The sequence below is a fragment of the Sellimonas catena genome, assembly GCF_027924685.1.
Taxonomy (GTDB): domain Bacteria; phylum Bacillota; class Clostridia; order Lachnospirales; family Lachnospiraceae; genus Sellimonas; species Sellimonas catena.
The window spans coordinates 15205-40509 of sequence record NZ_BSBO01000005.1; the positions used below are offsets into that span (position 1 = coordinate 15205).

A 25305-nucleotide genomic window follows, 5' to 3' on the forward strand; every position below is an offset into this window, starting at 1 on the left:
ACTCCTCACGTACTGTTTTCAGCTGACTTTCAGTTTAAATTTCTGGATCTCTTTTTCGCTTGAAACCTTCTCAATTTCAGCGCCGAGCTCTCTTAATTTCTCTTCAAACCGTTCATATCCTCGCTGAATGTAGACAATATCATCCACAATCGTAATACCGTCCGCAGCCAGTCCTGCAAGCACCAGCGCAGCTCCGGCTCTCAGATCCGGCGCGCTCACTCTGGCTCCGGAGAACCGCTCCACGCCCTCGATTGTCGCTGAATTTCCCTCAATCTTGGAAACCGCTCCCATGCGCGCAAGCTCATCCAGATATTTAAACCGGTTTTCAAAAATGCTTTCTGTAATCGTACTTGTTCCTTCGCACAATGCCAGCGCAACTCCCATCTGCGGCTGCATGTCTGTCGGGAATCCCGGATAAGGAAGGGTCTTCACCTGTGTATGACGCAGTTTCCCTTTTGAAACTACACGCACAGCGTCATCAAACTCTTCCACTTCGCATCCGATCTCTACAAGCTTTGCAATGGTCGCTTCCAGATGCTTCGGAATCACATTGAGTACTGTCACGTCGCCCTTTGTCACGGCTGCTCCAAACATAAAGGTACCTGCCTCAATCTGATCCGGAATAATAGAATACTCCGCCCCGTGAAGTCTGCTTACACCTTTGATCTTGATCACATCCGTACCTGCGCCTCTGATATTAGCTCCCATGCTGTTCAGGAAGTTGGCAACATCTACTACATGCGGCTCTTTTGCCACATTTTCAAGAATCGTCATACCCTCTGCCATCGAAGCTGCCATCATCACATTGATCGTAGCTCCTACGCTGACAACGTCAAAATAAATATGGCTTCCCACAAGTCTGTCCGCATCGGCAAGAATCTTTCCGTGCTCAATCTCCACTTCCGCTCCAAGGGCACGGAATCCCTTCAAATGCTGATCGATCGGTCTGCTTCCGATATTGCACCCGCCCGGAAGTGCCACCTCCGCGTGCTTATACTTACCGAGAAGGGCTCCTAAAAGATAATAGGAAGCTCGAATCTTCTTGATATAGTCATAATCAATATTAAAATCATGCACCGCTCCACCGCTGATCTGTACCGTATGACGGTCAATTCTCTTGATCTGCGCACCGATACCTTCCATTGCTTCTAATAAAACATTGATATCATTCACATCCGGAAGATTATCAATGTGTACTGTCTCATCCGTCATAATTGCAGCTGCAAGAATTGCAAGCGCCGCGTTTTTGGCTCCCCCTATGACAACTTCGCCAACAAGAGGAGTCCCTCCCTTAATAATATACTGCTCCATATCACACCTCGACTACTATTTAATCGTATCCGTAATTTCGTCCTGATCTATCTAAATTTTAACTAATGTTCATATAAATTTAACAAAGAACACTCTTACCGGATTAGTATAGCACAAATTTTCTGTTTGTAAAACTTTTATTTCTCGTTCCTTTTTGTGCCGACTGCCGGAGATGCAGACAGACCGGACTATTTATCCTCAGTTTTCTCCCCTGATATCACTGAGAACAGCAAGTACTTTTTCAACCGTCTCTCCCATCGATAAACCGTCTTCATTGATACGGACATCTGCATACTGTTCAAAAAGTCTGCAGCGTTCATCGTACAGTTCCCGCAGCGTCTGTCCTTCCTTCAGCACAACACCGCGGTTTCTTGCATTTTGGATCCGTGCCTCGATCTCTGTATACGGAACGTGCAGATACACAATCGTCCCTATCTCTTTGTAATGCTCCATCGCGTTTTCGCAGTACACGACACTCCCACCCGGTGCGATCACCGCTTTTTCTGCCTGCACAGACGCATTAACCTGATTTTCGATCTCCAGAAATCCATCCGTTCCTCTTTCTTCAATAATCTCCCTGAGCAGCTTCCCTTCCTGCTCCTGTATCATAAGATCTGTATCGATAAACCGATATCCCAGACGCTTTGCTGTCACAACACCGATCGTACTTTTTCCAGATGCCGGCATACCTATGAAAATGAGATTTTTCTTCATCTGCCTTCCTCTCTTCTCGTGCCGCATTCTTCATTTTTAGAAAAAACGGTATCGATTTGTATTTCCATTCATATTTTATCATGGTTTAAACTTTGCGTAAACCCTGTATCCTGACGAAAAATTTAATAATAATGCCTGCAATTTCTGCGATGCCTACATCTTCTTTGCACAATTTCCTGATACAGAAGAATCTGGACCAGATCCATGAGAGTCTCTTCCCTGTCCTTTTTCTTCCGTTTAAGCTCCTGTGTTTCCACCTGCTCTTTTTCAATCTCCATGGCAATTTCCTTCTTCTCCCCTTCTTTCATTCTGTCATAAATCCGGCCTGCCATCAGATAGAGAAGCAGACGGTCCGGGTATTCGTCATAGATCATACTTCCCTCATATTCCATCCGGTCACACTCTTCTTCCACATACGGCAGGATTTTCTTTGCGGACATCGGATACATGCTCTTCATGTATTCCACATCACGACGGTCTCTTTTTTCCTCACCGTATTCCTTTAAATCCATCGGATAGGCCATATAATAAGGTAGTTTATGTTCCATATTTTTCGCACTTCCTGTCTGATATAATCTACTTTACCATATGCAAAAACTGGAATTTTGCAGCTTGCCTCCTTGTTTTCTTTTATTTTTTCAAATCCGTCCGGTTTCCTTTCAAAAATGGTGACGTTTCGACTCACTTCTGCTATAATCTCAATGGTGCAAAAAACGCACGAAAGGAATGTTGAGAAATGATAAGAAAAATCATCTGTTTATTTAAAAATGATATTGTTCTGCTGGTATCTCTGTGTCTGGCTCTTCTGTCCTGCCTGATCACGCCTCCCGGGCCTGCATATCTTGGCTATATCGATTTTCATACTTTGATTTTACTTTTCTGCCTGATGCTGATTGTGGAAGGTTTAAGGGAAGCAGGCTTTTTCCTCTATATCGGAGGGCTGCTTTTAAACAGGACTTCTTCCAGGAGAGGGCTTGCGCTTACCCTCGTATTTTTATGCTTTCTGAGCAGCATGTTCATTACCAACGATGTATCCTTGATTACGTTCGTCCCGTTCGGTATTCTGATCCTGAAAATGGGCCAGATGGAATCCAGGATCTGTTATCTGACTGTCCTGATGACAATCGCTGCAAATCTGGGAAGCATGTTCACCCCGATCGGAAATCCGCAGAACCTCTACCTGTATTCCCTTTCCGGAATGAGTCTTCCGGAATTTTTATGGCTGATGCTGCCTTTTACCGCACTTGCGGCCGTGCTTCTGGCTCTCTTTTCCTTCTTTGGAACAGAACGCGGATCAATCAGTATTCAGGTCGGAAAGTCCTCGTTTCCCGGCAGAAAAGATCTTCTGTTTTTCGGGATCCTTTTCCTTTTCTGCCTGTGTTCTGTCGCCGGCTTTCTGCCAGACCGGGCACTTCTGATTCTTGTTGCCGCCCCTCTTTTCTTTCGAAAGAGGAACTTGTTTGCAAAAATTGATTATGCGCTGCTTTTGACTTTTGTATTCTTTTTTATTTTTGTGGGAAATATCGATCATTTTGAAAGTCTGCGCATCTTTATCCGTTCTGTGCTCGAGAATCACGAACGGCCGGTCAGCATTCTCGCAAGCCAGGTCATCAGCAATGTTCCGGCTGCCATGCTGCTCTCGAATTACACATCCCGTATTTCCGAGCTGATCATCGGAACGAACCTTGGCGGCCTTGGCACATTGATTGCCTCCATGGCCAGTCTGATTTCCTACCGGCAGATTTCATCCGGATATCCGGAGCAAAAAGGAAAATATATCATGATCTTTACCATCTGTAATCTTTTCTTCCTTCTTGTTCTCTATCTGGCCTTTTAGGCAGATCCAAATATCTGTCCCAAAACAGTACAGGCAGATACGGAAATGTTGTCAAGAAACAGTTTCCTTCATCTGCCTGATACATTATCACGCCGTCTATGCCTGGCGCTCTTTATAATGATGCGCATCTTCCAGCATCATGTCTTTTACTTTCATCAGCCGGATCTGAGAACTTCTCTCATTTTCATCCAGCTTCATCGTGATATAACGGATATTGTCCTGTGTCTCCGGAATGATGACATGTTCCAGCGCATTGACACGCCGTCTTGTCTTCTCAATCTCCGATGCCATCAGCTGGCATGCCTTTTCGGTTTCTGCCAGCTTTAACATATCCGGAAGAATATCGGCAAGTGACTTTACAGCTCCGTCCAGATCGCTGGACGTAAAGGCAAAGCCGTATGAGTAGATATCATTTGCATCGGCGGTCCTTGTCTTTGTTTCAAAAACAGGGATGTCCACACTCATGACGTTCCGCTCTCCCACCTGAAGTTCCACCGACTGTTTCGGCATCATCAAAGCAGTTTTCAGAACCTCGCCGGACATACCGGCTCTTGCGATTACAAAGTTTTTGTTTGCCGCCTTGATTCCGGCTTCCACTTTTTCTCTAAGCGCCATATTTTCCCTGACCAGATCAAGGAACTGACGCATCAGCTCATCACGTTTATCTTTCAAGAGCTTATGGCCTCTTGTCGCAGTTACCAGCTTTTTCTTCAGCCTCGTCAGCTCCATACGGGTTGGTGTTACCTGTGTAGATGCCAAGCCAGTTCACCCCCATTTCTATTTGCCATAATACTGATCCAGATATTTATCATCGATACGTTTCAGCTCGCTTCTCGGTAAAATAGAGAGCAGCTTCCATCCGATTTCCAGTGTCTCCTCGATAGAACGGTCTGTTCCGTATCCCTGGGAAACGTATTCCTTCTCAAATGCATCTGCAAACTTTGCGTAGATCAGGTCAATTTCCGTCAGCGCTGCTTCACCGAGGATGACCATGAGTTCTTTCGCTTCTTTTCCACGTGCATACGCCGCAAAGAGCTGGTTCATCGTGTTGGAATGATCCGCACGGGTTTTTCCTTCACCGATTCCCTTGTCTTTCAGACGGGACAGAGACGGCAGTACATCGATCGGCGGCTGAACGCCCTTACGATAAAGATCACGGCTCAGGATGATCTGGCCCTCTGTAATATATCCGGTAAGGTCCGGGATTGGATGGGTCTTGTCATCTTCCGGCATGGTCAGGATCGGAATCATCGTGATACTTCCGCTCTTTCCTTTCTGACGTCCTGCTCTTTCATACATGGATGCAAGGTCTGTATACATATATCCCGGATAGCCACGGCGGCCCGGAACTTCTTTACGGGCTGCGGATACTTCACGGAGCGCGTCCGCGTAGTTTGTGATATCCGTCAGAATAACAAGTACGTGCATGTTTTTCTCAAACGCAAGGTACTCTGCTGCTGTCAGCGCCATCTTCGGCGTGGAAATACGTTCGATAGCCGGGTCATTTGCAAGGTTGACGAACAGAACCGTACGGTCCAGAGCTCCTGTCTCCCGGAAGCTTTCCACAAAGAAGTTGGATTCTTCGAATGTGATACCCATTGCCGCGAATACAACGGCGAACGGTTCATCGGTGCCCCGCACTTTTGCCTGTCTTGCGATCTGTGCGGCAAGCTGCGCGTGCGGAAGTCCGGATGCCGAGAAAATCGGAAGTTTCTGTCCACGGACAAGAGTGTTCAATCCGTCAATTGCGGAAACTCCTGTCTGGATAAACTCTTCCGGATAACTTCTCGCCGCCGGGTTCATCGGGAGACCATTAACATCCAGTCTCTCTTCCGGAAGGATTTCCGGCCCGCCGTCGATCGGACGTCCCAGTCCGTCAAAGACACGGCCGAGCATGTCTTCTGATACACCAAGCTCCATGCTTCTTCCAAGGAAACGTACCTTGCTGTTGGAAAGGTTGATTCCTGTCGCACTTTCAAACAGCTGTACAAGTACGGTATCTCCATCTACTTCCAGAACCTTGCACCGGCGGGTTTCACCGTTTACAAGTTCAATTTCGCCCAGCTCGTCGTATGCAACGCCTTCTACCCCGCGGACCATCATAAGCGGTCCGGCAACTTCCTGAATTGTTCTATATTCTTTTGGCATTTAGAAGTCCTCCTTTCCGAATGTGTCCGCTACTTCTGCTGTAAGCTCTTCTGTCACTTTCTGATAAGCATCATCCAGCTCATCTTCGTGAGTATATTTAAAACGTCCGATCTGCTCGCGTACCGGCATGCCGATCAGCTTGTTCATGGATGCTCCTTCGGAAAGAGCCCTGGAAGACTCTTCGTAGAACGCAAGCACAAGTTTCATCATGAGATACTGCTTCTTCAAAGAAGAATACGTGTCAATCTCATGGAAGGAGTTCTGGTGCAGGAAGTCCTCACGGATGGACCGTGCGGCCTCCATCTTCAGACGGTCGGACGGTGACAGTGCATCCATACCTACCATCTTAACGATTTCGTCAAGTTCTGCTTCATCCTGAAGGAGTCCCATCATCTTCTGACGGTTATCCATCCAGTCCGCAGCTACTTCTTCGTTGAACCATTTTTCCATATCCTGCAGATACAGCGAATAACTGGTCAGCCAGTTGATCGCCGGGAAATGTCTCTTGTAAGCCAGGTTGGAATCCAGTCCCCAGAATACCTTTACGATACGAAGGGTTGCCTGGGATACCGGTTCGGAAATATCACCACCCGGAGGCGATACGGCTCCGATTACGGAAAGAGCCCCCTCTCGTCCGTCTTTTCCAAGAGAAACCACATGTCCTGCACGCTCATAGAACTGCGCCAGACGGCTTCCGAGGTAAGCCGGATATCCTTCTTCACCAGGCATTTCTTCCAGACGTCCGGACATCTCACGGAGCGCCTCTGCCCACCGGGATGTGGAGTCTGCCATCAAAGCTACGGAATATCCCATATCGCGGAAATATTCCGCGATCGTAATTCCTGTATAAATGGATGCCTCACGCGCTGCAACCGGCATATCCGATGTGTTGGCGATCAGAACGGTTCTCTCCATCAGGGACTCGCCTGTCTTCGGGTCCTTCAGTTCCGGGAATTCGTTCAGAACGTCGGTCATCTCGTTTCCACGCTCTCCACATCCGATATATACGACAATATCTGCTTCCGCCCATTTTGCAAGCTGATGCTGAATAACTGTTTTTCCACTTCCGAATGGTCCCGGAACCGCAGCCACACCGCCTTTTGCAATCGGGAAGAATGTATCGATAACACGCTGTCCTGTGATCAGCGGCATCTCAGGAGCAAGTTTCTTCTGATACGGACGTCCACGTCTTACCGGCCATTTCTGCATCATGGTAAGCTCTTTGTCTCCTTCCGGAGTGGAAAGTACCGCAACCACTTCTTCGACAGTGAAAGAACCGGAACGGATCTCTTTTACTGTTCCTTTTACATTCGGAGGTACCATGATCTTCTGCTGTACGACAATGGTCTCCTGAACAGTTCCGAGCACGTCTCCGCCCTCAACTTCGTCTCCTACTTTAGCTACCGGAACGAACTCCCATTTCTTGTCCCGTTTCAGGGATGGAACTTCAACTCCGCGTTTCAGGCTGTTTCCGCCTGTCACTTTCATAATATCATCAAGCGGACGCTGGATACCGTCGTAGATGCTTGTGATCAGTCCAGGTCCAAGCTCTACGGACATCGGCACATCCATGGACTCTACCGGTTCGCCCGGTTTCAGTCCCGCCGTTTCTTCATAAACCTGTACAGAGGCCTGATCACCGTGGATTTCGATGATCTCTCCGATTAATCGCTGATCACTTACACGAACCACGTCAAACATGTTGGCGTCACGCATTCCTTCAGCGATAACCAGCGGCCCTGCCACTTTCTTTATCGTTCCCTTACTCATTTCGACAATCACCTGCTTTCCTAATTACCACCAAACAGAATATCGGAGCCTACGGCCTGCTCTACAGACTTCTTTACCCCTTCGATTCCGGCGCCCGTGTTTCCGCTGATTCCAGGAATCTGGATCACAGTCGGCACAATTGCGTCCTTATATCTGTCTATTTCGTGTTTCAAGACAGCTGCCAGAGCTTCGGTCACATAGATGATACCTGTCTTTGCCTCCGCCAGCTGTACAAATGTCTTCTTTGCCTCCTCCGGGCTGTTTACGGGACAGATGTCAAGACCCAGGGCCGCAAAACCGTAAATGCTGTCATAATCGCCTAATACTGCTATCTTATACATACATCTCCCTTACCCTTTCCCGGATGGATTCTTCCGGAAGTTCATTTTGCTTTCCGGTCAGTATGATCCTCACCGTTTTTATTTCATTTTCCCGCGCAAGCACATACGCAACAACCGGTCCGATTGTAAACGGGTTGTATAACTGCGGGCGGATCGTTTCGATAATCCGGTTGTCGCACCAGCATTCAAAAGCGGAAGCCGACTCTCTCAGTGCCTGCGCTCCTCCTTTATATGCTGTGCCTTCCAGATATTCTGCAATTGTATCTACTCCGCCAAGCGCTGCCCTGCAGAGCGCATCGACATCCAGACTTCCGCACTCTGCCATCGCATTTTTCATAAATTCCAGACTTTTTGCGGTTTTCTGTGAACGTACCGCGATTTTAATATCCGCCACCGCGACAGTGGACTCGGCATATTCCCGGATAATGTCATCCTCTGCGTTTTTCCCTGCCTGATAGACGGCCTCAAGAGCCGCCCTGTCAATCATGATGTCACAAAGCTGTCCATCCTGCGTATGCAGAAGTGTCTCATACGCTTCTCTGGCAGCCCCCGCCATGTAATCGGGCAGCTTTTCGAATTCTTTGTTTTTTACACTGTCCAGTATCTCTCTGGCAGGAATTCTCGTCCCGCTGATGAAAATACCCGGAATCTCTGTTCCGGAAGCTACCATTTTAATCGCAGCCTTCAGATTGTGAAAAAGATCCGGGTAAGACAGTACGTCAAACACGGACATATTATCGATCATACCGCCGACTTCCGCCCAGGTCTTTTCCCGTTCACATGTCAATATCGCTTCAGCATCAGATGGTGTGTCCGCATTTCCCCACCCCTTCTCCTGAAGAAGCTGCAGACATTGTTTTTCATCCCTGCACGCAAGGAGCTGTTCAATATCCGCCTGGGAAAACAGCGATACTTCCATTGACCTGATCCGCGCAACCGCATAGGTGTATTGATTTTTTGCCATTGGTTAAATCCTCCTTCTCGCGGAATTGCGCTGTCTAAAAAAATAATAATCTATTAACCTTATCCTGCAGCTCATCCTTTCTGGAATCAAAAAGCGCCCTGAAAGAGCAGTTTTCCTCAACTCCTCCATATACAAGGACAAAACCGCCTTCCATCCGTCTTGTCTCACCGGAAACAGTAAGACTGCCGCCCTTTTCTTTTGCTGCCCGGGCGATTTCCGCCCGAAATCCTTCCGGCATCCTTCCAAGGTCTTTTTCGGAAAACAGTATCTCTCCTTCCTTCGGAAGCGCAAATTTTCTAATCATTTTTGCAATCACTTCAAAATAGGCTTCTGTCTCCATCGAGCAGAATTTCTGATATGCCTTTTCGATTGTATCGGAAATAATCTCCTGCTTCGCCAAAAGAAGGGCTGTTCGCCTCTTCTGCTCATCGGCCAGGCGGTGGCGGCTCTCATATCCTGCAAGTTCTTTTTCAGATTTTTCTTCAATCTCCGTCTTCAGGATCTCCGCCTCTTTTTCTGCTTCCGAAAGGATCGCTTCAGCACGTGATGCGGCGTCCGCTTCTTTCTGTGATGCTGCGGCATCCGCTTCTTCCAGAATCTGGCTGATCATTTTATCTAATCCAGTCATTCTTAAGCTCTCCTTTACTTTTAGATTTTGTCCTGATACTATACCTGAATTGCTGTAACAGCAAGGAAGGAAATCAAAAGTGAAAGGATCGCGTAAGTCTCAACCATTGCCGGGAACAGCATGGCTTTACCGAACTGCTCCGGTTTCTTTGCCACAATTCCGATTGCAGCCACTGCAGTTCTTCCCTGATGTTTTGCGGAAACAAGTCCTACGAGCGCAACCGGCAGGCAGGCAATCAGTATCAGCAGCCCTGTTCTCACATCAAGATCTGCCGGACTTCCTCCGAGAAGACCGATCTTGGAAAGTGTAATGAACGCAACAAGCAGACCGTAAATTCCCTGTGTACCAGGCAGAAGCTGAATAATCAGAACCTTTGCGAACTTTGACGGATCTTCCGTCACAACTCCGGACGCTGCCTGTCCGGCAATACCTACTCCATACGCAGAACCCATACCTGCTAAAATAACTGCCAGCGCAGCACCTAATAACGCATAAACAAGCCCTAAATTTTCAAAAATACTCATTACAATTCTTCCTCCTTCATAATATCCATATATTTTGTGTCTGAATGAAACGGTGCAAATGCTCTTCCGCCGCCGTCATAAAACTTCCCGAAGAACTCTACGAACTGCAGCCTGTTTGTATGCACATACGCACCCAGAAGATTAATCCCAAGATTTAACGTATGACCTACGATAAAAATTAAAATAAATCCGATAATTCCGATAATGCCGTTTCCAAGCATGCCCGCCATCTGGTTTACAACAGAAGCAATAACTCCCGTGGCAAGTCCCAGTGCCAGCAGACGGGAATAGGATAAAACATCACTGAGCCACCCTGTAATGTTGTACAGATCATAGGCTCCAAGTGCCAGCCGAAGCGCAGGATTCTTTCTTCCGCGCCCGGACATCAGTACGATTCCTGCCGCTCCGGCAATGGCAAGTACTTTTGCAAGCAGATTCACCGGCTCCGGCAGTACAATATGCGCCTGTGCAATGGATGCAAAAATACTGCTTGGAAGCAACATCAGAATCAGTCCGACAAGCAGGCAGTACCACAAAACCACATCACAGAAAAAGTCCATGTAGCGCTTGTCCCTCAGACACATGTATCCTTTGATTCCAAGACCTGTAAACAGATGAATCAACCCAAACAACATGGAGAATACAAGCAGTTTCATCGGATCATTCAGCGGCATGAACCATACCGCCGGTACCGTCACTGTTACTCCAAAAAACTTTTCAGATACAATATCTACAATATTTCCAAAATATCCTCCAAACAGAACGCCCCATACGATTGTAGAAATTCCACAGTACATAAACATTCTGAGTGATTTCGCCATACTTTCGGACATTCTTGGAAACTTCTTTAAAAGAACCGCACAGGCTACGAACACAATCAGCCCATACGCAGCGTCGGAAAGCATCATTCCAAACAGAAACACATAAAACACAAACATAATTCTGGTCGGATCCACTTCTCCCTTTCCCGGAAGTCCAAATGCCTCGAGAACACCTTCCACCGAAGCTGCCGCCTTTCCGTTTTCCAGCTGTACAGGCGCCTCTTCATCCTCTGCAAGCTCCTCAATCTCTACAGAGAGCGTAAATTGACGCTCCAGTCTCTGAGCCAGCTTTTTCGCATTCTTGGCTGCCACATATCCGCTGACAAGAAATGTCTTCTGTGTCTGCGGAATCTTTGCAAGAGCTTCATATCTCTGTGCTCTTGTCCTGCAATAATCCGAAAGCATCTTCAGGTTCTCTCTGAGATCCGCCATCGATCTGATCTCTTCCTGGATCCCCGCAATATTACTCCGGACCTTCTCCATTTTCTTTTCGATTTCTTCCAGCTCCTGTGCCGGAATCTTCTCCCAGGACTGTGCCGGTCTGGAAAAGCCGGAAGCTCTGAGTGCTTCTTCCAGTCTGTCGGCTTCGGTTCTCAGACATACCGCCGTCAGGCAGGTCTGATCTTTGTCTGCAGAAATAATCTCGACATCTACCGTAGACAGATCAGGTGCCGTCTGTGCAATTCTGGTCAGGATCTCCTCCTGCGTCATAACACTTCCGATACTGCCGATAAAAATTCTGGTCTTTTTAGTCCCCTCACAGTTCATCGGAATATCCAGTGCCAGCCACGGTGTGAGCGCTTCCTTCTGTGTCTGCAGTTTCACGATCTCGGCTTTGTTTTCCGCCTCCTTTTTCTTTAAAGAAAGAATTTTCCCGGCAGACTCAAGAATCGCTTCTCTCTCTTTGACAGCAGCCAAAAAGCTGTCTCTTGCCACCAGTTTCTTCCCCTCCAGGGAGGCAAAAATCGAAGTTTTTTCCGGAGCATATTCCTGCAGTACATCTAGCGCCTGATCCAGCATCAGAGCCTGCTTCTCAGATCTCTGTTTCTCTTCAGCTGTATCCGGTCTGTCCAGTCCGTCCGCCGTCACTTTGGAAGTCTCGATCTCCAGTACTCCCAGTTCCTGAAGTTCTTCCAGTATTGCCTTCCGGTCTTTTTTCAACGCGCAGATACTGATTCGCTGCATCTGCAATACTGACATATGGAAACTCCTCCTTTCTTGTTGCAAAGCGTCATGACAGCTCTCTGAGAATCATCTCCACTGCCTGCGCTTCCCTTTGATCTGCTATTGCCCTTAAGGCATCCACTTCTTTCTGAGTATCCGCATCGAAAGCCCCTTCTTCTTCTTTCAATTTTACTTTCAATGTTTCCATCCTCTTCTCTGCTCTTTCCTGTGCCTCATTGACAACAGCCTCTTTCAATTCACCGGCTTTCTGATTTGCTTTGGCGAGCACCTCAGACGCTTTGTCATCGGCCTGCTTCAAGGTATCAGCTGCTTTCGCTTCCGCCTCCTGTACAGCCTGAATTGTTTTCTGTATCACCTTCTCACCACCTTTGTCTATAAATCTCTGCCCCATATAGATTTATCTTAGCATAAAATATTTTAAACTGCAATTTTTTCAATGTGCAATTCCGATAATGAAAAAGTTCCTTCTCTTCTTATTATAATGCAATTTGCACAAATGAAACGATTCGTAACTTTTTCGGCTGATATTTTACTTATTGATGAATCTTTTGAAACATCCTGTATCTAAATATTTTGTCTATAATAGAAAAAAACTATTTCAAAATTGTTATTTTTTTCTCAAAGAGTACCGTTTTTTTCGTACTTCAGTCTATAAATATGCATTTTCAGAAATTTTATCCTGTTTTGGAGTTCTTTGTGAAAGAGAATCTTCCCTCTGTAACATGATGTGTCATTAGAATTCCGCAAAAGCAGTCTGTATCAGACAGAACCGCCTTTGCGGAAATAAGATATCTTTTGTTTATTCTTTCCAGTCCAGCCTGTGCAGATGTCCTTCCAGGTTCATTCCCGCAAATCCGTTCTGGCGGAGCGCTTCGTACAGAACAATCGCCGCCGAATTGCCAAGATTCAGGGAACGGATATCCCCGATCATGGGAATCCGGATGCAGGTATCCTCATAATCGACAAGGATTTCCTCCGGAATTCCCGCGCTTTCTTTTCCGAACATAATGTAACAGTCCGGCTCATAGCGGACATCCGTGTAAATCTGGTGCGCCTTCGTCGTGGCCATATAGATTTTGGCTCCAGGATTCTGCTCCAGAAAATCCTGAAAATCAATATAAGTCCGGACATCCAGCTGATCCCAGTAGTCCATCCCGGCCCGTTTTAAGTTTTTCTCTGTCAGGCGGAAACCAAGAGGCTCAATCAGATGAAGCCTCGCGCCCGCCGCCACACAGGTGCGCCCTATATTTCCGGTGTTTGCCGGAATTTCCGGCTCATGCAGCACAATATTCAGCATGTGATTCCTCCCCCCGCACACGCTGTCCTGATATGACAGCATCATGCTTTCTTTTGATTTCTAAGCTTTGTAATAAAGTTTTCCAGACGCCCGATCGCAACTTTCAGGTCATCCAGCGAATACGCATAGGAAATACGCAGGAAGCCTTCCCCGCAGTCTCCAAATGCCGTCCCCGGCACGACAGCCACCTTCTCTTCCTCCAGAAAGCGTGTCGCGAATTCTTCCGAGGTCATTCCGAACTCCTGAATGCCCGGGAACATGTAGAACGCTCCCTCCGGCTCAAAGCATTGCAGCCCCATCCGCTGAAACTCATGCAGAAGGTATCGTCTTCTCTGATTATACGCCTTTCTCATCTCCTGGACTTCATCCTCGCAGTTTCTCAGTCCCTCCACAGCCGCATACTGGCTGTTGGTCGGTGCGCACATGATGGCATACTGATGGATCTTTAACATCTGTTCCAGAATCGGAGCCGGTCCGCACGCATATCCAAGCCGCCATCCGGTCATGGCAAATCCTTTGGAGAAACCATTGATCACAATCGTTCTCTCTCTCATTCCAGGAAATGATGCAATAGAAACATGATCCGTTCCATAAGTCAGCTCCGAATAAATCTCATCGGAGATTACAAAGAGATCGTGCTCCACAACTGCTTCTGCAATCGGCTCAAGATCCTCCTTCGTCATGATGGATCCTGTCGGATTGTTTGGAAATGGAAGCACAAGTATCTTCGTCTTATCCGTAATCTTTTCTTCCAGTTCTTCTCTTGTCAGCTTAAATTTATTCTTCTCCTGCAGCGGAATCACCACCGGCACTCCGTCCGCCAGCACTGCGCACGGCAGATAGGAGACATAGCTTGGCTGCGGGATCAGTACCTCATCCCCCGGATTCAGCATGGCACGCATGGCGATGTCGATTCCTTCACTTCCTCCGACCGTCACAACGATCTCGGATGCCGGATCGTAGGAAACCTGAATCTTCCGCTCCAGATATTTTGAAATTTCGTCTTTTAATTCTTTCAGCCCCGCATTGGATGTATAGAATGTCCGTCCTCTTTCCAGAGAGTAGATTCCCTCTTCACGGATTCTCCACGGAGTATCAAAATCCGGCTCACCCACTCCCAGGGAAATCGCGTCTTTCATCTCATTTACAATATCAAAAAACTTCCGGATACCGGACGGCTGTATATTTACAATCTTATCGGATAATGGATTTCTCATTACGGCATCACCAGCATCCTTTCTGCCTTCTTCTGAGGCGCAAGAATCGTTCCGTGGTCCTTATATTTCTTTAAAATGAAATGGGTTGCCGTGGAAAGCACCGGTTCGATCGGGGAAAGTTTCTCTGAAACAAACCGGGATACCTCCTTGAGTGTCTTCCCTTCCAGAATAATCAGAAAATCATATGCTCCTGAAATAAGATAGACCGCTGTAACTTCCGGGAAATTGTAGATCCGCTCCGCAATCCGGTCAAATCCCAGATCTCTCTGCGGTGTCACCCGGACTTCAATCAGGGCTGTCACAGACTCTTCCCCTGTCTTGTCCCAGTCAATCAATGTATGGTAGCCGCAGATAATCTTTTCTTTCTCCATGTCCGCGATCTCATTTGCGATCGTTGCCTCGTCTGTTCCGAGAAGCACTGCCAGCTCCCCTAAATCCACACGGCTGTTCTTTTCCAGGTAACGCAATATTTCCGTTCTCATATTCATCTTATTTTCCTCCTTTACAGATCCGAAACCACTCATCCTCAGCCGGACGGTCCGTACACCGTCTCTCCTCCCCGTTGAGAATGATTTTATCCTTTCCTGCTTTCATCTTTCCGATGACGGACGCCATTATCTGGTCCCGTTTACAAGCCTCAACAAAACCACGTCCATCTTCAAGGATCATAAGCAGACATCCTCCCGATGCCATCTGATATGGATTCAGTCTGAAAAGCTCGCAGATCTCGATGATATCCTGGCGGACCGGAAATGTTTTCAGATCCACCTCGTATCCCGTTTTCGTCTCTTCCGCCAGTTCCCACAGAGCTCCAAATACTCCGCCGTCTGTCACCGGCTTGATAAAATCCGCATGATATTCTTCTGCTTTTCTGACTGCTTTTTCTGCAAACAGAGTCCCTCTGGAATCCAGAAGTTTCTGCAAAAATACCGGCACAAACCGCTCCCGGATTTCCACCTCTTTTTCGTGCAGAACCCGAAGGCTCCCTTCGAGTGCAACCGGATTGACAAGAACCAGATCCTTTCCGTCGTATGCCTTTTCCGGTTCTTCGTCCGTACTTTCACATGTTCCGAATCCGGTAACCGACACGGTAAATACATCTGCATCAGGACATACTTCGGTAAATATATTCAGAATCTGAAATCCCTGCTCTTTTGCCGTTTCTTTTAGAATCTCCGACATTTCCTTTATGGAGTCTTCCTCTGTCTGCTCCGGCACGAGGACGGACACCCTTACCCCAAACGGATGCCCGCCCTCCGCGGCGACAGCCGTCACCGCCCTGGCCGCGGCATAAACCAAAAGATCCTTCTCCCTTCCGGTCATGAGAATCTCCGAAACCACCAGTTCTTTGGCACCAAGCGGTATTTTCGTACAGCGTTTCCAGCTGTAAGGCGAAAGTGCCGGATGATCATCTTTTAATTTTCTATATACAGACCGCTGATATGCAGCCTGTGTCAAAATCCCTTTTCTCATCTTTCCTGTCCTTTACTGTTCCTTGCCTGTTCGACCGCCTTTTCGATGGTCTCCTGATCCTGTGTGGCAACCGCCTCTTTCAGTGCTTCTTTTGTTTTTTCATCGTCTGTCTTTGTGCCGACGCTCACAATCCTGCTGACCGCATCGTATTCGGATGCACCGACTTCCTCTTCATCGGATTTTTCACCGTCTTCTTTTACAATCTTCAAAAGAGTCACTGTGCTTTCCGGCGATCCGCTCTCCTTTACTTCGGTTTTTCCGGCTGCAAGCGCAGCGTCCTCCTCATAGACAGTCGCCACCTCAGAGTCCTCTTTCTCTTCCGTCTCGGTTTTGAAAGAAATGCTTCTCTCTTTCTCACGGGTTTCTTCCCCGTAAATGGTGCAGACAAGCTCTTCATCTCCATTGATATAGGCTTCAATATAAAGAGGCGACTCTGTTGTATTTTCTATTTTCAGATCCTTCTCTTCCGAGAGAACCGCTTCCATTCCCGCGTCTACATATTCCGGAATCGTTTCTGATTCATGTCGTTCGGAAATCCCGGTCTCTGCATACAGGGCAGCATCATAGAGGCTGGTAGCCATCAGATCCAGCGCTTCCTGAGACATCTCCTCCCCGGAATGCTCTTCCAGCACTTTCTGAAGGGAAAGTTCCTTTTCCGGCATCACAATCTGTCCGTTCAGATCTCCGGTCAACGTCAGAAGCTCCTGGCGCGTCTCATCATTCCGGATCTCTACAGATGCACTGCCAAGCTCGTCCTGAACCGCTTCCAGGTCGTCCCGGCTGATATTCGGCTCATCCTTTTCGGATTTCACCTCAATTTCCACATCTTTTCCTTTCTCAAGATCGCCCAGCCTGTCAACGATCTCATCCAGAACATCCTGAACTGCCGCTTTCTCTCCGTCTTTTTCATCGGTGATCTGAAATACGCCTCCGACCCTTGTAATCTTTGCGTTCACTGCCTCTTCAAAGAAGTCTGCTGTTTTCTCTTCCAGCACTTTTTCCGCTGTTTCCTCATCGATCTGATAATCGTCTTCGTATTCTACTTTCTCTTTCTTTGCCTGCCGTATTTTCCTGTATCGCTGATACAGATTTCCGTGCTTCCCGTATTCGGACGCCTCTTTTACAAGACTCACCAAATCACCCTGCCGGATTCCAAGCTCGGAGACTGTCACCTGTGCCGTCTTTCCGTCTGCTTTCAGTGTAACCGGCGTATGTTTCATAACCGTCCACCGGTCCTCTAACTTTTCAAGCGCCTCCTTTTCTGTCATACCGGAAACATCTACTCCCTGAACAAATACATTCTGCTCAATCTGCTCCCGATCCATTCTGTGTACATAACGGTAGACAGAAGAATAAAAAATGCCAATGACAAAAAGAGCACATAGAAAAGCCAGCCCGGCAAGGGCCATGAACTTTCTTTTCTGTGCTGCACTCATTCTCCTCTGCGTGTGTTTTGGATTTTCTTTCTTCCGTTCTCCCATAGGCGCTCCCACCATTTCTCCTAAATCAGATAAGGTATAATAGACGTTGCTACCATTGCTATAATCACCAGTATAATCACAATCGCCACAAGTCTTCGTGTCTTTTTATCATGGAAATTCATCCCATCATCCTTTCTCCTGTCAGACTTTTCCTTTTATTTTATACTCTTCACAGTATTTTTGCAAGGAACATTCCCCGCACTTTGGACTTCTTGCCGTACAGATCGTCCTTCCAAACTGAATAATCTGGATGTTGTAGAGAATCCAGTGGTCTTTTGGCAGTTCTTTCATCAGATCCTGCTCAATCTTCTCCGGATCCTCATTTGTCGTAAATCCAAGTCTCCTTGAAATCCGTTTCACGTGGGTATCTACCACAACACTTGGATCGTGGTAAATATTGCCCCGGATCACATTGGCGGTTTTCCGCCCTACTCCCGCAAGCGACGTCAGCTCCTCCAGCGTGGACGGCACCTCATCGTGATACTTTTCGTGAATGTCCTTCATGCACGCAATCAGGTTTTTCGCCTTGTTATGGTAAAATCCGGTAGGCCGGATATCTTCTTCCAGTTCTTTTAAATCCGCTGCCGCAATGTCTCCCGGCGATGTGTACTTCTGAAACAGATCTTTCGTCACGATATTGACCCGCGCATCCGTACACTGCGCGCTCAGCATGGTGGCCGCCAGAAGCTGCCACGGCGTCTCATAATTCAGATAACATTTATATTCTGTTCCAAACTGCTGATCCAGAATATCCAGAATCTCCTTTGTCCGTTTCTTCATTTTTCTTACTCCTCTTTTTCTCCGATCCGGAACACCGCCGCTTCATAATTTAATGGATTCCGGTTCTGATAGTCAAACAGCAGCACGGTTTTCCCCGGCTCCATATCCCGGTCCACCTGAAACTCAAATACTTCGATATGGGTCATCTTCCGGAGTTTCCGGCTATCCGTCTTTTCATAGGATTTCAGATATACCGGCTCCTTTTCTTCCCTGTCGTAAAATGCTTTCAAAAACTCCTTGTCCGCCAGAGACTCCCCTGCAAATTCCGGACGGCTCTTGATATTTTCCCGCAGATACAGATCATAAATCAGAAGTTCCCGGTAAAATTTTGTCTTTCCTTTTACGTTTTCCCCGATAAAGTCAAGCAGAATCTCGTATCTTGCGGTTCTTGTGTGGCTCCGGCCAAACAGTCCTTTCTCCTCATAGTAGCCGCTCAGTTTCTCGTACATCCGAAACGGCGATGCAAATTCCTTTACCAGAAAGCGCAGTGTATTCGCAAACTGTCCGCTGTTATAATAGACCTCCACCATCTCTTCGATCTTTTTAAGCTGTGCAATCTCTCCGTAGGAAAGCCAGCTTGTCCCAAGCACTTCGTACGGCGGTTTTCCTTTATATACCAGTCCGTATTCCTCCGCATGCTCCTGCATATAAGAACCCTTCAGCACTTTCAGAAATCCAAGCTGCAGCTGATCCGGCATCAGACCGTAGACATCGTCAAATGACTGTCCAAAACTCTCATACCCTTCATATGGCAGCCCCGCAATCAGATCCAGATGCTGGTGTGTATTTCCCATTGCCTTGATCTTTTTTACCACTTCCGAAAGCCGTTCAAAATTCATCGTCCTTTTGATTTCCCGGATCGTATCCGGATTGGTCGACTGCACTCCGATCTCCAGCTGAATCAGCCCCGGACGCATCCGGGAAATCAGTTCCAGTTCCTCCTCATTCAGAAGATCTGCCGACACCTCGAAATGAAAATTGGTGATTCCATTATCATGTTCCAGAAGATACTTCCAGATTTCCTTCGCATGGCCGTGGCGGCAGTTAAACGTCCGATCCACAAATTTTACCTGCGGAACTTTCTGATCCAGGAAATACTGAAGCTCCCGTTTTACCAGATCCAGATCCCGGAATCTGAGACATTTATCAACCGAGGACAGACAGTAGCTGCACCGGAACGGACATCCCCTGCTTGTCTCATAATAAATAATTTTGTGCTCAAACAGGCTCAGGTCCTCATATACAAACGGCACAAGACTTAAATCCATGACTTCCCGCCATGTATTCTCCCGGATCTCACCGTCCTCTTTCCGGAACGTGATTCCGGCAGTCTCATCCAGCCTTTCTGTTTTCCCGTGATAAAAGTCCAGAAGCGCGGCAAACGTCTCCTCGCCCTCCCCTTTCATCACTCCGGTAACCTCCGGCAGTCTGAGAAGCACCTCTTTCGCATCGTAGGAGACTTCCGGACCGCCAAGCCAGATGATCGTCTCCGGCAGGATCTTTTTGATCTCCCGCACCAGCTCCTCCACATAATCCAGATTCCAGATATAGCAGGAAAAGCACAGAAGTTCCGGCTGCTCCCGGTACAGATCCATCAGGATCTCATCAATCTGCTGGTTGATCGTATATTCCGCAATCTTCGTCTCACTCAGATAGTCTTTTGCATAAGCCCTTAGAGAATAGACAGCCAGATTGGAATGGATATATTTGGCATTCACTGCCGCGAGAATGGTTTTCATACGTAATTTTCTCCTTTTTATTTTGCCGATTTTATTGACATTTCCCCAAAAACACTGTAAACTTATGAAACGTGCAGCCGGGGTGTTAGCGGTACCCTGTACCTACAATCCGCTATAGTAGGGGTGATGCTGTGCCGAGGGCGTATTCTTGTGAGGCTGCCTCTGGAAAGTGGCGTTGATACTTCGGGTCTCGCGCAACTGGACTCCGTGAACCGTGTCAGGTCGGGAACGAAGCAGCACTAAGCGGAACCTCCCGTGTGCCGCGAGGGTGCCTGGGTTGAGTTAACTGCCAGAGTAACGCTTGGGAGATGCGTTCGACGCACAGCGCACAAAAAAGAGCAGATGACTGCTCTATTTTTTTTGCCTTAATTCTTTAAAAAATGTCTTCATCATCCGGCTGCACTCTTCGCCCATGATCCCCGTCGTAAGTTCCACCTGATGATTAAACTGCGGCACCTGCAGAAGATTCATGATCGATCCTGCACAGCCCGCCTTTGGATTCATGCATCCGACGACTACCCGCCTGATCCGCGCCTGCACAATCGCCCCGGAACACATCTGGCACGGTTCCAGGGTGACATACAGCGTACAGTCCTCAAGTCTCCAGTCATTCATCTTCCGGCTCGCCTTGCGGATCGCCTGAAGCTCCGCGTGGGCCAGTGTATTTTTATCAATCGTCCGGCGGTTGTATCCCCGTCCGATAATCTTATCTTCATATACGATGACACATCCGATCGGGACCTCACCCAGGGCATAAGCCTTCTTCGCCTGCTTCACCGCTTCTTTCATGTATTTGATATCCTGCTTTTCCTGAAGCTCTTTTTGAAGTTTCTCTTCCTGTTCTTTCTCTTCTTTTGAACGTCTGCGTCCCATCTTCGATACTCCTGTGTCTTTTACTGAAATTCTTCTGTGCCGTTTTTATCGAAAGTCCTCTGAAACACGGCAATTTCTTATTCATTATACTCTAATTTGATGAACCTGTCGACACCAATACCCGAAATCTGCCCGGTCCTCTTTTTCTCCCTCCGGCAGATCCAGCATCTCCTCCTCATAATTTACAAATCCAGGAAATCCGAAGGCCTGTGCAGCTCTTCGTTCTTTTTCGCTGTAGACTCCCGGTACTCCGAGGTAGAGGTTCTCTCCCTCCTGCAAAAAAGCAAGATGATGATAATTATAATAACCGTGCAGGAGAAAGCTGTTGTTTGCCAGCTGCCACTCTCTTCGGATGAGTCTTGAGAGATCCTGTCTCTGGATTTTGGTGCAGCGAAACCGGCACGTTGTCTGACACTCCTGTTCCGCAATCTCAGGCTTCGAATCCTCCTCTTCCTCGTCAAAATAGAACGGTTCCGGCTCCTTTTCTTCCAGTTCCCGGCTCTCCTCAGGCAAAATCTCCCTCACATCATAGGAAACACCTGCCGGTTCTTCCTGCTCATCCGGCATCTCATTTTCCTCCGGCACCGGCTCTTCCTCGTTCGGTTCTTCCGGCTGTTCTTCCTTTTCTTCTGTCATCTCTTCTTTTCCGGCCGGCTCCATCCGGCTGATATCCACCGCCTCATCGGTCCAGACCGCAGCATACCGCGGCCCGTTCTCTCCGCATAAAATGATTCCCTCCACGCGGTCATACCGTGCTTTGCTTCCTACATCTTCTTCCGTATAGGAAAGCCTGTAATTCAGTGCCGGACTGACATTCCCAAGTTCTCCCTGATACACCCCAAGGCACTTTCCATTCTCTCTCCAGAACAGATACAGTGACAGCTTTTTCGGACTGTTCATCCCCCAGCCTTTCCCGTGAATACTGACCGTGCATCCATCCTCCGATGATTCCACTTTACAAAATCCGATATTTCTGATCCGTCTTCCTTCCTGATACTCATAAAGATAACAGATAAAACGCTTCATAAATCTGCTTCCCGCCTGTTTCCTTTTCCTTTCCATACTATGCCCGTCCTTTCAGAAAAAGAACCGGAAACCAGAAACGAACTCAAAAAAGGAGAGACCGTATGCAATCCCTCCCTGTCAGTTTATGTCGTGTTTTCTTTTTATATCTTCGCTGTCAACTCCTGATACAGCCTTTTTGCGTAGCTGTCCGTCATTCCGCAGATGTAGTCCGTTACAAGCAGAATCCGAAGATACAGCTTCTCAATATCTCCTTTTCCCTGAGACTGATGCTGATATGCTTTCTTATAATTATCCGAAATGAAAGCAAGCATCCGCCTGTCAATCGAATCCATCTTCTGCTTTGGATCACTGTACCGGACAGCTGCCATCACAAATTTTTCCATCAGGAAGGAAAGAATTCTCGATTCAGCCACTTCCATTTTATAGATTTCATCGGTCATAAACACATATTTTTCTGCAACATGCCCGAGTACATCCATCAGCTCTTCCGCCTTTGTCCCTGCAAACAGATCCTTCTGATACTCTCCGCACATGATCGCCTCGTAATTCTCTGTGAATCCTTCTGTCGCGCAGGCGATCAGGAACGACTGCACCCGCACAATCCAGTTTTTGACCGCATAGGCTTCCGGCTCTTCTTCCTGCCTTTCGACAGCACCGCGGTAAAGATCCATCAGGTGTCCATAAGCCTGAAATGTCTCGCCGGTATCTATCTTTTCCAGTTCTCTGGAAAGAGCTGAAAACGGCAGAAAACCTTTCACATAAGCGTCTTCGATATCCGCTGTTTTGTACGCAATATCATCGGCTGCCTCCAGAATAAAAGTCAGAGGGTGCCGGTTGTTTCCGGTTCCTGTCTCACTGCTGATCTTAAAAAACAGTTCTTCATCCGCCAGATAATATCCCAGCTTTTTCTGCTGGATTTTCTCACTGTACGGATCCACATGCAGAGAATCAACCGGATACTTGACAATCGTGTTTAACAGCGCAAAGGTCAGATTCATTCCGGTTTCATCCACAAGATAATGGAGCTTCGTCACGAGACGGAACGCCTGGGCATTTCCTTCGAAGTAGTAAAAATCAGCCAGCATTCTTGGAGTCAGAACTTGCGTCAGAGGCTTCCCGCCGTATGTAATCCCTGAGAGATGCTCCTCAAACCATTCCCGGATTGTCGTTTCCCCAAAATGGCCGAACGGCGGATTCCCGATATCGTGGATCAGTCCGGCACATAAAAGTATATTACAGATGTCCTCTTTCATCTGAGGAGTAAATTCCGGATCTTTCCCGTAAGCGAGGATATACTCCCCGATATTCTGTCCAAGTGATTTCCCAAAAGATGAGACTTCCAGAGAATGGGTCAGTCTTGTTCTCACAAAGTCACTCCGGTCAAGCGGGAATACCTGTGTTTTATCCTGGAGCCGCCGAAATGAGGCGCTCCCGATAATTCTGTGATAATCCTTCTCAAAACTGCTTCTTAAATCTGTTCTGTTTTTCTCCTTATGTTTTCTCCCTGTCCGCTGCCGCTTCGGGGACAACAGTCTGCTCCATTCCATCCGGCATTCCTCCTGTCCAAGAGAACTGTCATCTTTTAATATTCTTCATTCAGATATTCTTCCAGCGTCACGCCCTGATCCCGGATCGCCAGTGCCGCCTCCACTCCGACATAGCGGTAATGCCACGGCTCATAAATGATCCCGGTGTCTTCCGACTTGTCTTTCGGATATCTCAGGATAAACCCGTATTCGTAGCAGTGCTCCATCAGCCACTTCTGGTCATCGGTCTCTCCCTGCTTTTCGTCCAGTCCTGCATAATCCGAAGATACAATATCCATTGCAAGACCTGTCGCATGTTCACTCTCTCCCGGCCACGCAATCGACTTCGCCGTCTCAATAGCTGCCTCGTAGTAGGTCATTCCCTGATTCACATAATCAATCATTGATTCGTTAAACAGCTCTTTCTGCCTGTCTACAGAGCGGTACGCCGAGCAGACATAAAGGCTGTACCCTTCATCACTGGCGGCCTTCAACATGTTCTGCAAAGGCTCCAGTACTCTTGCGTCAACCTGGTGGGAATCATCAATATTGGCAAGTTCAGGAACGTATCCGTCTTCCATCGGATGAGACTGATTTACAAGCATCAGGTACCACGGCCTTGTCTCTTCATTCTGAGCCTCGGCCTGCTCCTTTACAGAATTATATTCCTTCTCAAGGGATTCATATTGGTTATCTTTTTTCTGTACTGTCTCCGCAGCCTGCCGGCTTTCTACATAGCGTCCGAGCGCCACCCCGCCCAAAAATCCGGCCACAAGAACCGTTGCGCAGGAAACAAAAAATACTTTTCCCGGATGGTGCATCTTCCTGATCCGGTAACGTATCAGAAGTTCCAGTTTTCTTATCTTCTCTTTTGTCTGATCTTTCATTCTGCAGTCCTTTCTGTCTTTCTGTCACAGTGTCATCCACCTCAGATTTTCTGCCATGTCCGGATCTTCCGAACACACAGCAGCAAAAAATCCTCTCTCCGGTTCCGGATATTCCCGGAAATAAAACCGTCCTTCTATCGTATCCGGCTTTTTTGTCAACACCGGATCTTCCCCTTCACTCAGGCGGATTGCAAATGCATCCAGAGGAAGCTTCATTCCAAGTCTCGTCGCCTTCATAAAGCTTTCTTTCAAAACCCAGTAACGATAAAACGCTTCCTTCCTCTCATCTTCAGACGCCTTTTTCTGAATATAATCCCATTCAGAGCGGCAGAAAAACCTCCTGGCCACTTTCAGTCTTGGAATCCCTGTCTTTTCCAGATCGCATCCGGTCCTCGCCGTTTCCGTATCCGCAATCGAACACAACACGTAATGTCCGGAATGAGACAGATTAAAGACCATTTTTTCTGAAAGCCCGCTTTCCCGAAGTGCTTTCTGATACAATGCCCAGACACCGACACTTAGCGCCCGGTCTTCCCTCATCCGGATCCGGTCCGCCTTTTCCTGTCTCCATTTCGGAATCTGCCGGTAATAAGCCTCATACTGTTTTTCATCCATCAGCAAAGCGGTGTCAGCCGCCCATGTGTAAACCATATCCATTCCCTTTCATCAAAAATCCTGCATTTATCAGGCACCTTGATTATAGCACACTTCCCGGATTCTTTAAATGTCCGGAAATTTCCATCGCTTCTGCTTCTGATCCATC

General features: G+C 47.6%; 25 protein-coding genes and 1 other RNA gene. 2 read left to right on the top strand and 24 right to left on the bottom strand.

What is annotated here, in order from left to right:
* Positions 1 to 18: 18 nt before the first annotated feature.
* The 3 genes from Selli1_RS03395 to Selli1_RS03405 form a co-directional block, all read right to left on the bottom strand.
* A complete protein-coding gene (locus Selli1_RS03395) occupies positions 19 to 1311 on the bottom strand; it encodes a UDP-N-acetylglucosamine 1-carboxyvinyltransferase (RefSeq protein ID WP_087166634.1) in 1293 nt (430 codons plus the stop codon).
* A 198-nt stretch (positions 1312 to 1509) separates the two neighbouring features.
* Positions 1510 to 2025 (bottom strand): shikimate kinase, encoded by a 516-nt coding sequence (locus Selli1_RS03400; RefSeq protein WP_087166633.1) that lies wholly within the window; start codon positions 2023 to 2025, stop codon positions 1510 to 1512.
* 122 nt (positions 2026 to 2147) lie between these two features.
* Positions 2148 to 2573: a hypothetical protein gene (locus tag Selli1_RS03405; protein ID WP_087166632.1), complete on the bottom strand. Its 426-nt coding sequence runs from the start codon at positions 2571 to 2573 to the stop codon at positions 2148 to 2150.
* Positions 2574 to 2761: 188 nt separating this feature from the next.
* On the opposite strand from Selli1_RS03405, the gene Selli1_RS03410 reads away from it, so the two are divergent.
* Positions 2762 to 3862, top strand: a complete 1101-nt coding sequence (locus tag Selli1_RS03410; RefSeq protein ID WP_087166631.1) for an SLC13 family permease — start codon at positions 2762 to 2764, stop codon at positions 3860 to 3862.
* A gap of 96 nt (positions 3863 to 3958) precedes the next feature.
* Here the strand turns inward: Selli1_RS03410 and Selli1_RS03415 are convergent, their stop codons facing one another.
* The 16 genes from Selli1_RS03415 to Selli1_RS03490 form a co-directional block, all read right to left on the bottom strand.
* Positions 3959 to 4621: a V-type ATP synthase subunit D gene (locus tag Selli1_RS03415; RefSeq protein ID WP_087166630.1), complete on the bottom strand. Its 663-nt coding sequence runs from the start codon at positions 4619 to 4621 to the stop codon at positions 3959 to 3961.
* A gap of 18 nt (positions 4622 to 4639) precedes the next feature.
* Positions 4640 to 6010 carry a V-type ATP synthase subunit B gene (locus Selli1_RS03420; protein ID WP_087166629.1) on the bottom strand — a complete coding sequence of 457 codons (1371 nt, stop codon included), beginning with the start codon at positions 6008 to 6010 and terminating at the stop codon, positions 4640 to 4642.
* The gene (locus Selli1_RS03425; protein ID WP_087166628.1) at positions 6011 to 7780 is read right to left on the bottom strand and encodes a V-type ATP synthase subunit A; all 1770 of its coding nucleotides are present in this window, start codon (positions 7778 to 7780) and stop codon (positions 6011 to 6013) included.
* 20 nt (positions 7781 to 7800) lie between these two features.
* Entirely contained in the window at positions 7801 to 8121 is a 321-nt protein-coding gene (locus Selli1_RS03430; protein ID WP_087166627.1) for a V-type ATP synthase subunit F, read from the bottom strand.
* Positions 8114 to 9085 carry a V0D/AC39 family V-type ATPase subunit gene (locus Selli1_RS03435; RefSeq protein ID WP_281845552.1) on the bottom strand — a complete coding sequence of 324 codons (972 nt, stop codon included), beginning with the start codon at positions 9083 to 9085 and terminating at the stop codon, positions 8114 to 8116. Before Selli1_RS03435 ends, Selli1_RS03430 begins: the two co-directional genes overlap by 8 nt.
* Before the next feature lie 34 nt (positions 9086 to 9119).
* Positions 9120 to 9713, bottom strand: a complete 594-nt coding sequence (locus tag Selli1_RS03440; RefSeq protein ID WP_087166625.1) for a V-type ATP synthase subunit E — start codon at positions 9711 to 9713, stop codon at positions 9120 to 9122.
* 38 nt (positions 9714 to 9751) lie between these two features.
* Positions 9752 to 10237, bottom strand: coding sequence for a V-type ATP synthase subunit K (locus Selli1_RS03445; protein ID WP_281872305.1), 486 nt, complete (start codon positions 10235 to 10237; stop codon positions 9752 to 9754).
* Positions 10237 to 12258 carry a V-type ATP synthase subunit I gene (locus tag Selli1_RS03450; protein WP_281845551.1) on the bottom strand — a complete coding sequence of 674 codons (2022 nt, stop codon included), beginning with the start codon at positions 12256 to 12258 and terminating at the stop codon, positions 10237 to 10239. The genes Selli1_RS03445 and Selli1_RS03450 overlap by 1 nt, the downstream gene beginning before the upstream one ends.
* Positions 12259 to 12289: 31 nt before the next feature.
* Positions 12290 to 12598, bottom strand: coding sequence for an ATP synthase subunit B family protein (locus Selli1_RS03455; protein ID WP_087166622.1), 309 nt, complete (start codon positions 12596 to 12598; stop codon positions 12290 to 12292).
* 444 nt (positions 12599 to 13042) lie between these two features.
* Entirely contained in the window at positions 13043 to 13540 is a 498-nt protein-coding gene (locus Selli1_RS03460; protein ID WP_087166621.1) for a tRNA (cytidine(34)-2'-O)-methyltransferase, read from the bottom strand.
* Positions 13541 to 13581: 41 nt separating this feature from the next.
* Positions 13582 to 14757, bottom strand: a complete 1176-nt coding sequence (locus tag Selli1_RS03465) for an aminotransferase class I/II-fold pyridoxal phosphate-dependent enzyme (protein ID WP_191437078.1) — start codon at positions 14755 to 14757, stop codon at positions 13582 to 13584.
* Positions 14757 to 15239 (bottom strand): Lrp/AsnC family transcriptional regulator, encoded by a 483-nt coding sequence (locus tag Selli1_RS03470; protein WP_087166914.1) that lies wholly within the window; start codon positions 15237 to 15239, stop codon positions 14757 to 14759. The genes Selli1_RS03465 and Selli1_RS03470 overlap by 1 nt, the downstream gene beginning before the upstream one ends.
* A gap of 7 nt (positions 15240 to 15246) precedes the next feature.
* Entirely contained in the window at positions 15247 to 16230 is a 984-nt protein-coding gene (locus Selli1_RS03475) for an AIR synthase-related protein (RefSeq protein ID WP_087166619.1), read from the bottom strand.
* A complete protein-coding gene (locus tag Selli1_RS03480) occupies positions 16227 to 17711 on the bottom strand; it encodes a peptidoglycan binding domain-containing protein (protein WP_281872308.1) in 1485 nt (494 codons plus the stop codon). The genes Selli1_RS03475 and Selli1_RS03480 overlap by 4 nt, the downstream gene beginning before the upstream one ends.
* Before the next feature lie 141 nt (positions 17712 to 17852).
* A complete protein-coding gene (gene nth / locus Selli1_RS03485; RefSeq protein ID WP_087251847.1) occupies positions 17853 to 18491 on the bottom strand; it encodes an endonuclease III in 639 nt (212 codons plus the stop codon).
* Positions 18492 to 18496: 5 nt separating this feature from the next.
* Positions 18497 to 20230 (bottom strand): B12-binding domain-containing radical SAM protein, encoded by a 1734-nt coding sequence (locus tag Selli1_RS03490; protein WP_281872310.1) that lies wholly within the window; start codon positions 20228 to 20230, stop codon positions 18497 to 18499.
* A 69-nt stretch (positions 20231 to 20299) separates the two neighbouring features.
* Here Selli1_RS03490 and ffs point away from each other — a divergent pair.
* Positions 20300 to 20562, top strand: an RNA gene (gene ffs / locus Selli1_RS03495) — signal recognition particle sRNA large type.
* A gap of 19 nt (positions 20563 to 20581) precedes the next feature.
* Here the strand turns inward: ffs and tadA are convergent.
* The 5 genes from tadA to Selli1_RS03520 form a co-directional block, all read right to left on the bottom strand.
* The gene (gene tadA / locus Selli1_RS03500; protein ID WP_087251849.1) at positions 20582 to 21103 is read right to left on the bottom strand and encodes a tRNA adenosine(34) deaminase TadA; all 522 of its coding nucleotides are present in this window, start codon (positions 21101 to 21103) and stop codon (positions 20582 to 20584) included.
* A gap of 84 nt (positions 21104 to 21187) precedes the next feature.
* Positions 21188 to 22165, bottom strand: coding sequence for a DUF6128 domain-containing protein (locus Selli1_RS03505; RefSeq protein ID WP_281872312.1), 978 nt, complete (start codon positions 22163 to 22165; stop codon positions 21188 to 21190).
* A 104-nt stretch (positions 22166 to 22269) separates the two neighbouring features.
* A complete protein-coding gene (locus Selli1_RS03510; RefSeq protein ID WP_087251851.1) occupies positions 22270 to 23676 on the bottom strand; it encodes a deoxyguanosinetriphosphate triphosphohydrolase in 1407 nt (468 codons plus the stop codon).
* Positions 23677 to 23711: 35 nt separating this feature from the next.
* Positions 23712 to 24542: a M15 family metallopeptidase gene (locus Selli1_RS03515; protein WP_087166612.1), complete on the bottom strand. Its 831-nt coding sequence runs from the start codon at positions 24540 to 24542 to the stop codon at positions 23712 to 23714.
* Positions 24543 to 24566: 24 nt separating this feature from the next.
* Positions 24567 to 25193 (bottom strand): 4'-phosphopantetheinyl transferase family protein, encoded by a 627-nt coding sequence (locus tag Selli1_RS03520; protein WP_158099173.1) that lies wholly within the window; start codon positions 25191 to 25193, stop codon positions 24567 to 24569.
* Positions 25194 to 25305: the final 112 nt, after the last annotated feature.

Excerpts from the sequence above, each read along its gene's own strand:
- Selli1_RS03395 (WP_087166634.1), bottom strand. The coding sequence starts at position 1,311 with ATGGAGCAGTATATTATTAAGGGAGGGACTCCTCTTGTTGGCGAAGTT.
- Selli1_RS03400 (WP_087166633.1), bottom strand. The coding sequence starts at position 2,025 with ATGAAGAAAAATCTCATTTTCATAGGTATGCCGGCATCTGGAAAAAGT.
- Selli1_RS03405 (WP_087166632.1), bottom strand. The coding sequence starts at position 2,573 with ATGGAACATAAACTACCTTATTATATGGCCTATCCGATGGATTTAAAG.
- Selli1_RS03410 (WP_087166631.1), top strand. The coding sequence starts at position 2,762 with ATGATAAGAAAAATCATCTGTTTATTTAAAAATGATATTGTTCTGCTG.
- Selli1_RS03420 (WP_087166629.1), bottom strand. The coding sequence starts at position 6,010 with ATGCCAAAAGAATATAGAACAATTCAGGAAGTTGCCGGACCGCTTATG.
- Selli1_RS03425 (WP_087166628.1), bottom strand. The coding sequence starts at position 7,780 with ATGAGTAAGGGAACGATAAAGAAAGTGGCAGGGCCGCTGGTTATCGCT.
- Selli1_RS03430 (WP_087166627.1), bottom strand. The coding sequence starts at position 8,121 with ATGTATAAGATAGCAGTATTAGGCGATTATGACAGCATTTACGGTTTT.
- Selli1_RS03435 (WP_281845552.1), bottom strand. The coding sequence starts at position 9,085 with ATGGCAAAAAATCAATACACCTATGCGGTTGCGCGGATCAGGTCAATG.
- Selli1_RS03440 (WP_087166625.1), bottom strand. The coding sequence starts at position 9,713 with ATGACTGGATTAGATAAAATGATCAGCCAGATTCTGGAAGAAGCGGAT.
- Selli1_RS03445 (WP_281872305.1), bottom strand. The coding sequence starts at position 10,237 with ATGAGTATTTTTGAAAATTTAGGGCTTGTTTATGCGTTATTAGGTGCT.
- Selli1_RS03450 (WP_281845551.1), bottom strand. The coding sequence starts at position 12,258 with ATGTCAGTATTGCAGATGCAGCGAATCAGTATCTGCGCGTTGAAAAAA.
- Selli1_RS03460 (WP_087166621.1), bottom strand. The coding sequence starts at position 13,540 with ATGCTGAATATTGTGCTGCATGAGCCGGAAATTCCGGCAAACACCGGA.
- Selli1_RS03465 (WP_191437078.1), bottom strand. The coding sequence starts at position 14,757 with ATGAGAAATCCATTATCCGATAAGATTGTAAATATACAGCCGTCCGGT.
- Selli1_RS03470 (WP_087166914.1), bottom strand. The coding sequence starts at position 15,239 with ATGAGAACGGAAATATTGCGTTACCTGGAAAAGAACAGCCGTGTGGAT.
- Selli1_RS03475 (WP_087166619.1), bottom strand. The coding sequence starts at position 16,230 with ATGAGAAAAGGGATTTTGACACAGGCTGCATATCAGCGGTCTGTATAT.
- Selli1_RS03480 (WP_281872308.1), bottom strand. The coding sequence starts at position 17,711 with ATGGGAGAACGGAAGAAAGAAAATCCAAAACACACGCAGAGGAGAATG.
- nth (WP_087251847.1), bottom strand. The coding sequence starts at position 18,491 with ATGAAGAAACGGACAAAGGAGATTCTGGATATTCTGGATCAGCAGTTT.
- Selli1_RS03490 (WP_281872310.1), bottom strand. The coding sequence starts at position 20,230 with ATGAAAACCATTCTCGCGGCAGTGAATGCCAAATATATCCATTCCAAT.
- tadA (WP_087251849.1), bottom strand. The coding sequence starts at position 21,103 with ATGGGACGCAGACGTTCAAAAGAAGAGAAAGAACAGGAAGAGAAACTT.
- Selli1_RS03505 (WP_281872312.1), bottom strand. The coding sequence starts at position 22,165 with ATGGAAAGGAAAAGGAAACAGGCGGGAAGCAGATTTATGAAGCGTTTT.
- Selli1_RS03510 (WP_087251851.1), bottom strand. The coding sequence starts at position 23,676 with ATGGAATGGAGCAGACTGTTGTCCCCGAAGCGGCAGCGGACAGGGAGA.
- Selli1_RS03515 (WP_087166612.1), bottom strand. The coding sequence starts at position 24,542 with ATGAAAGATCAGACAAAAGAGAAGATAAGAAAACTGGAACTTCTGATA.
- Selli1_RS03520 (WP_158099173.1), bottom strand. The coding sequence starts at position 25,193 with ATGGTTTACACATGGGCGGCTGACACCGCTTTGCTGATGGATGAAAAA.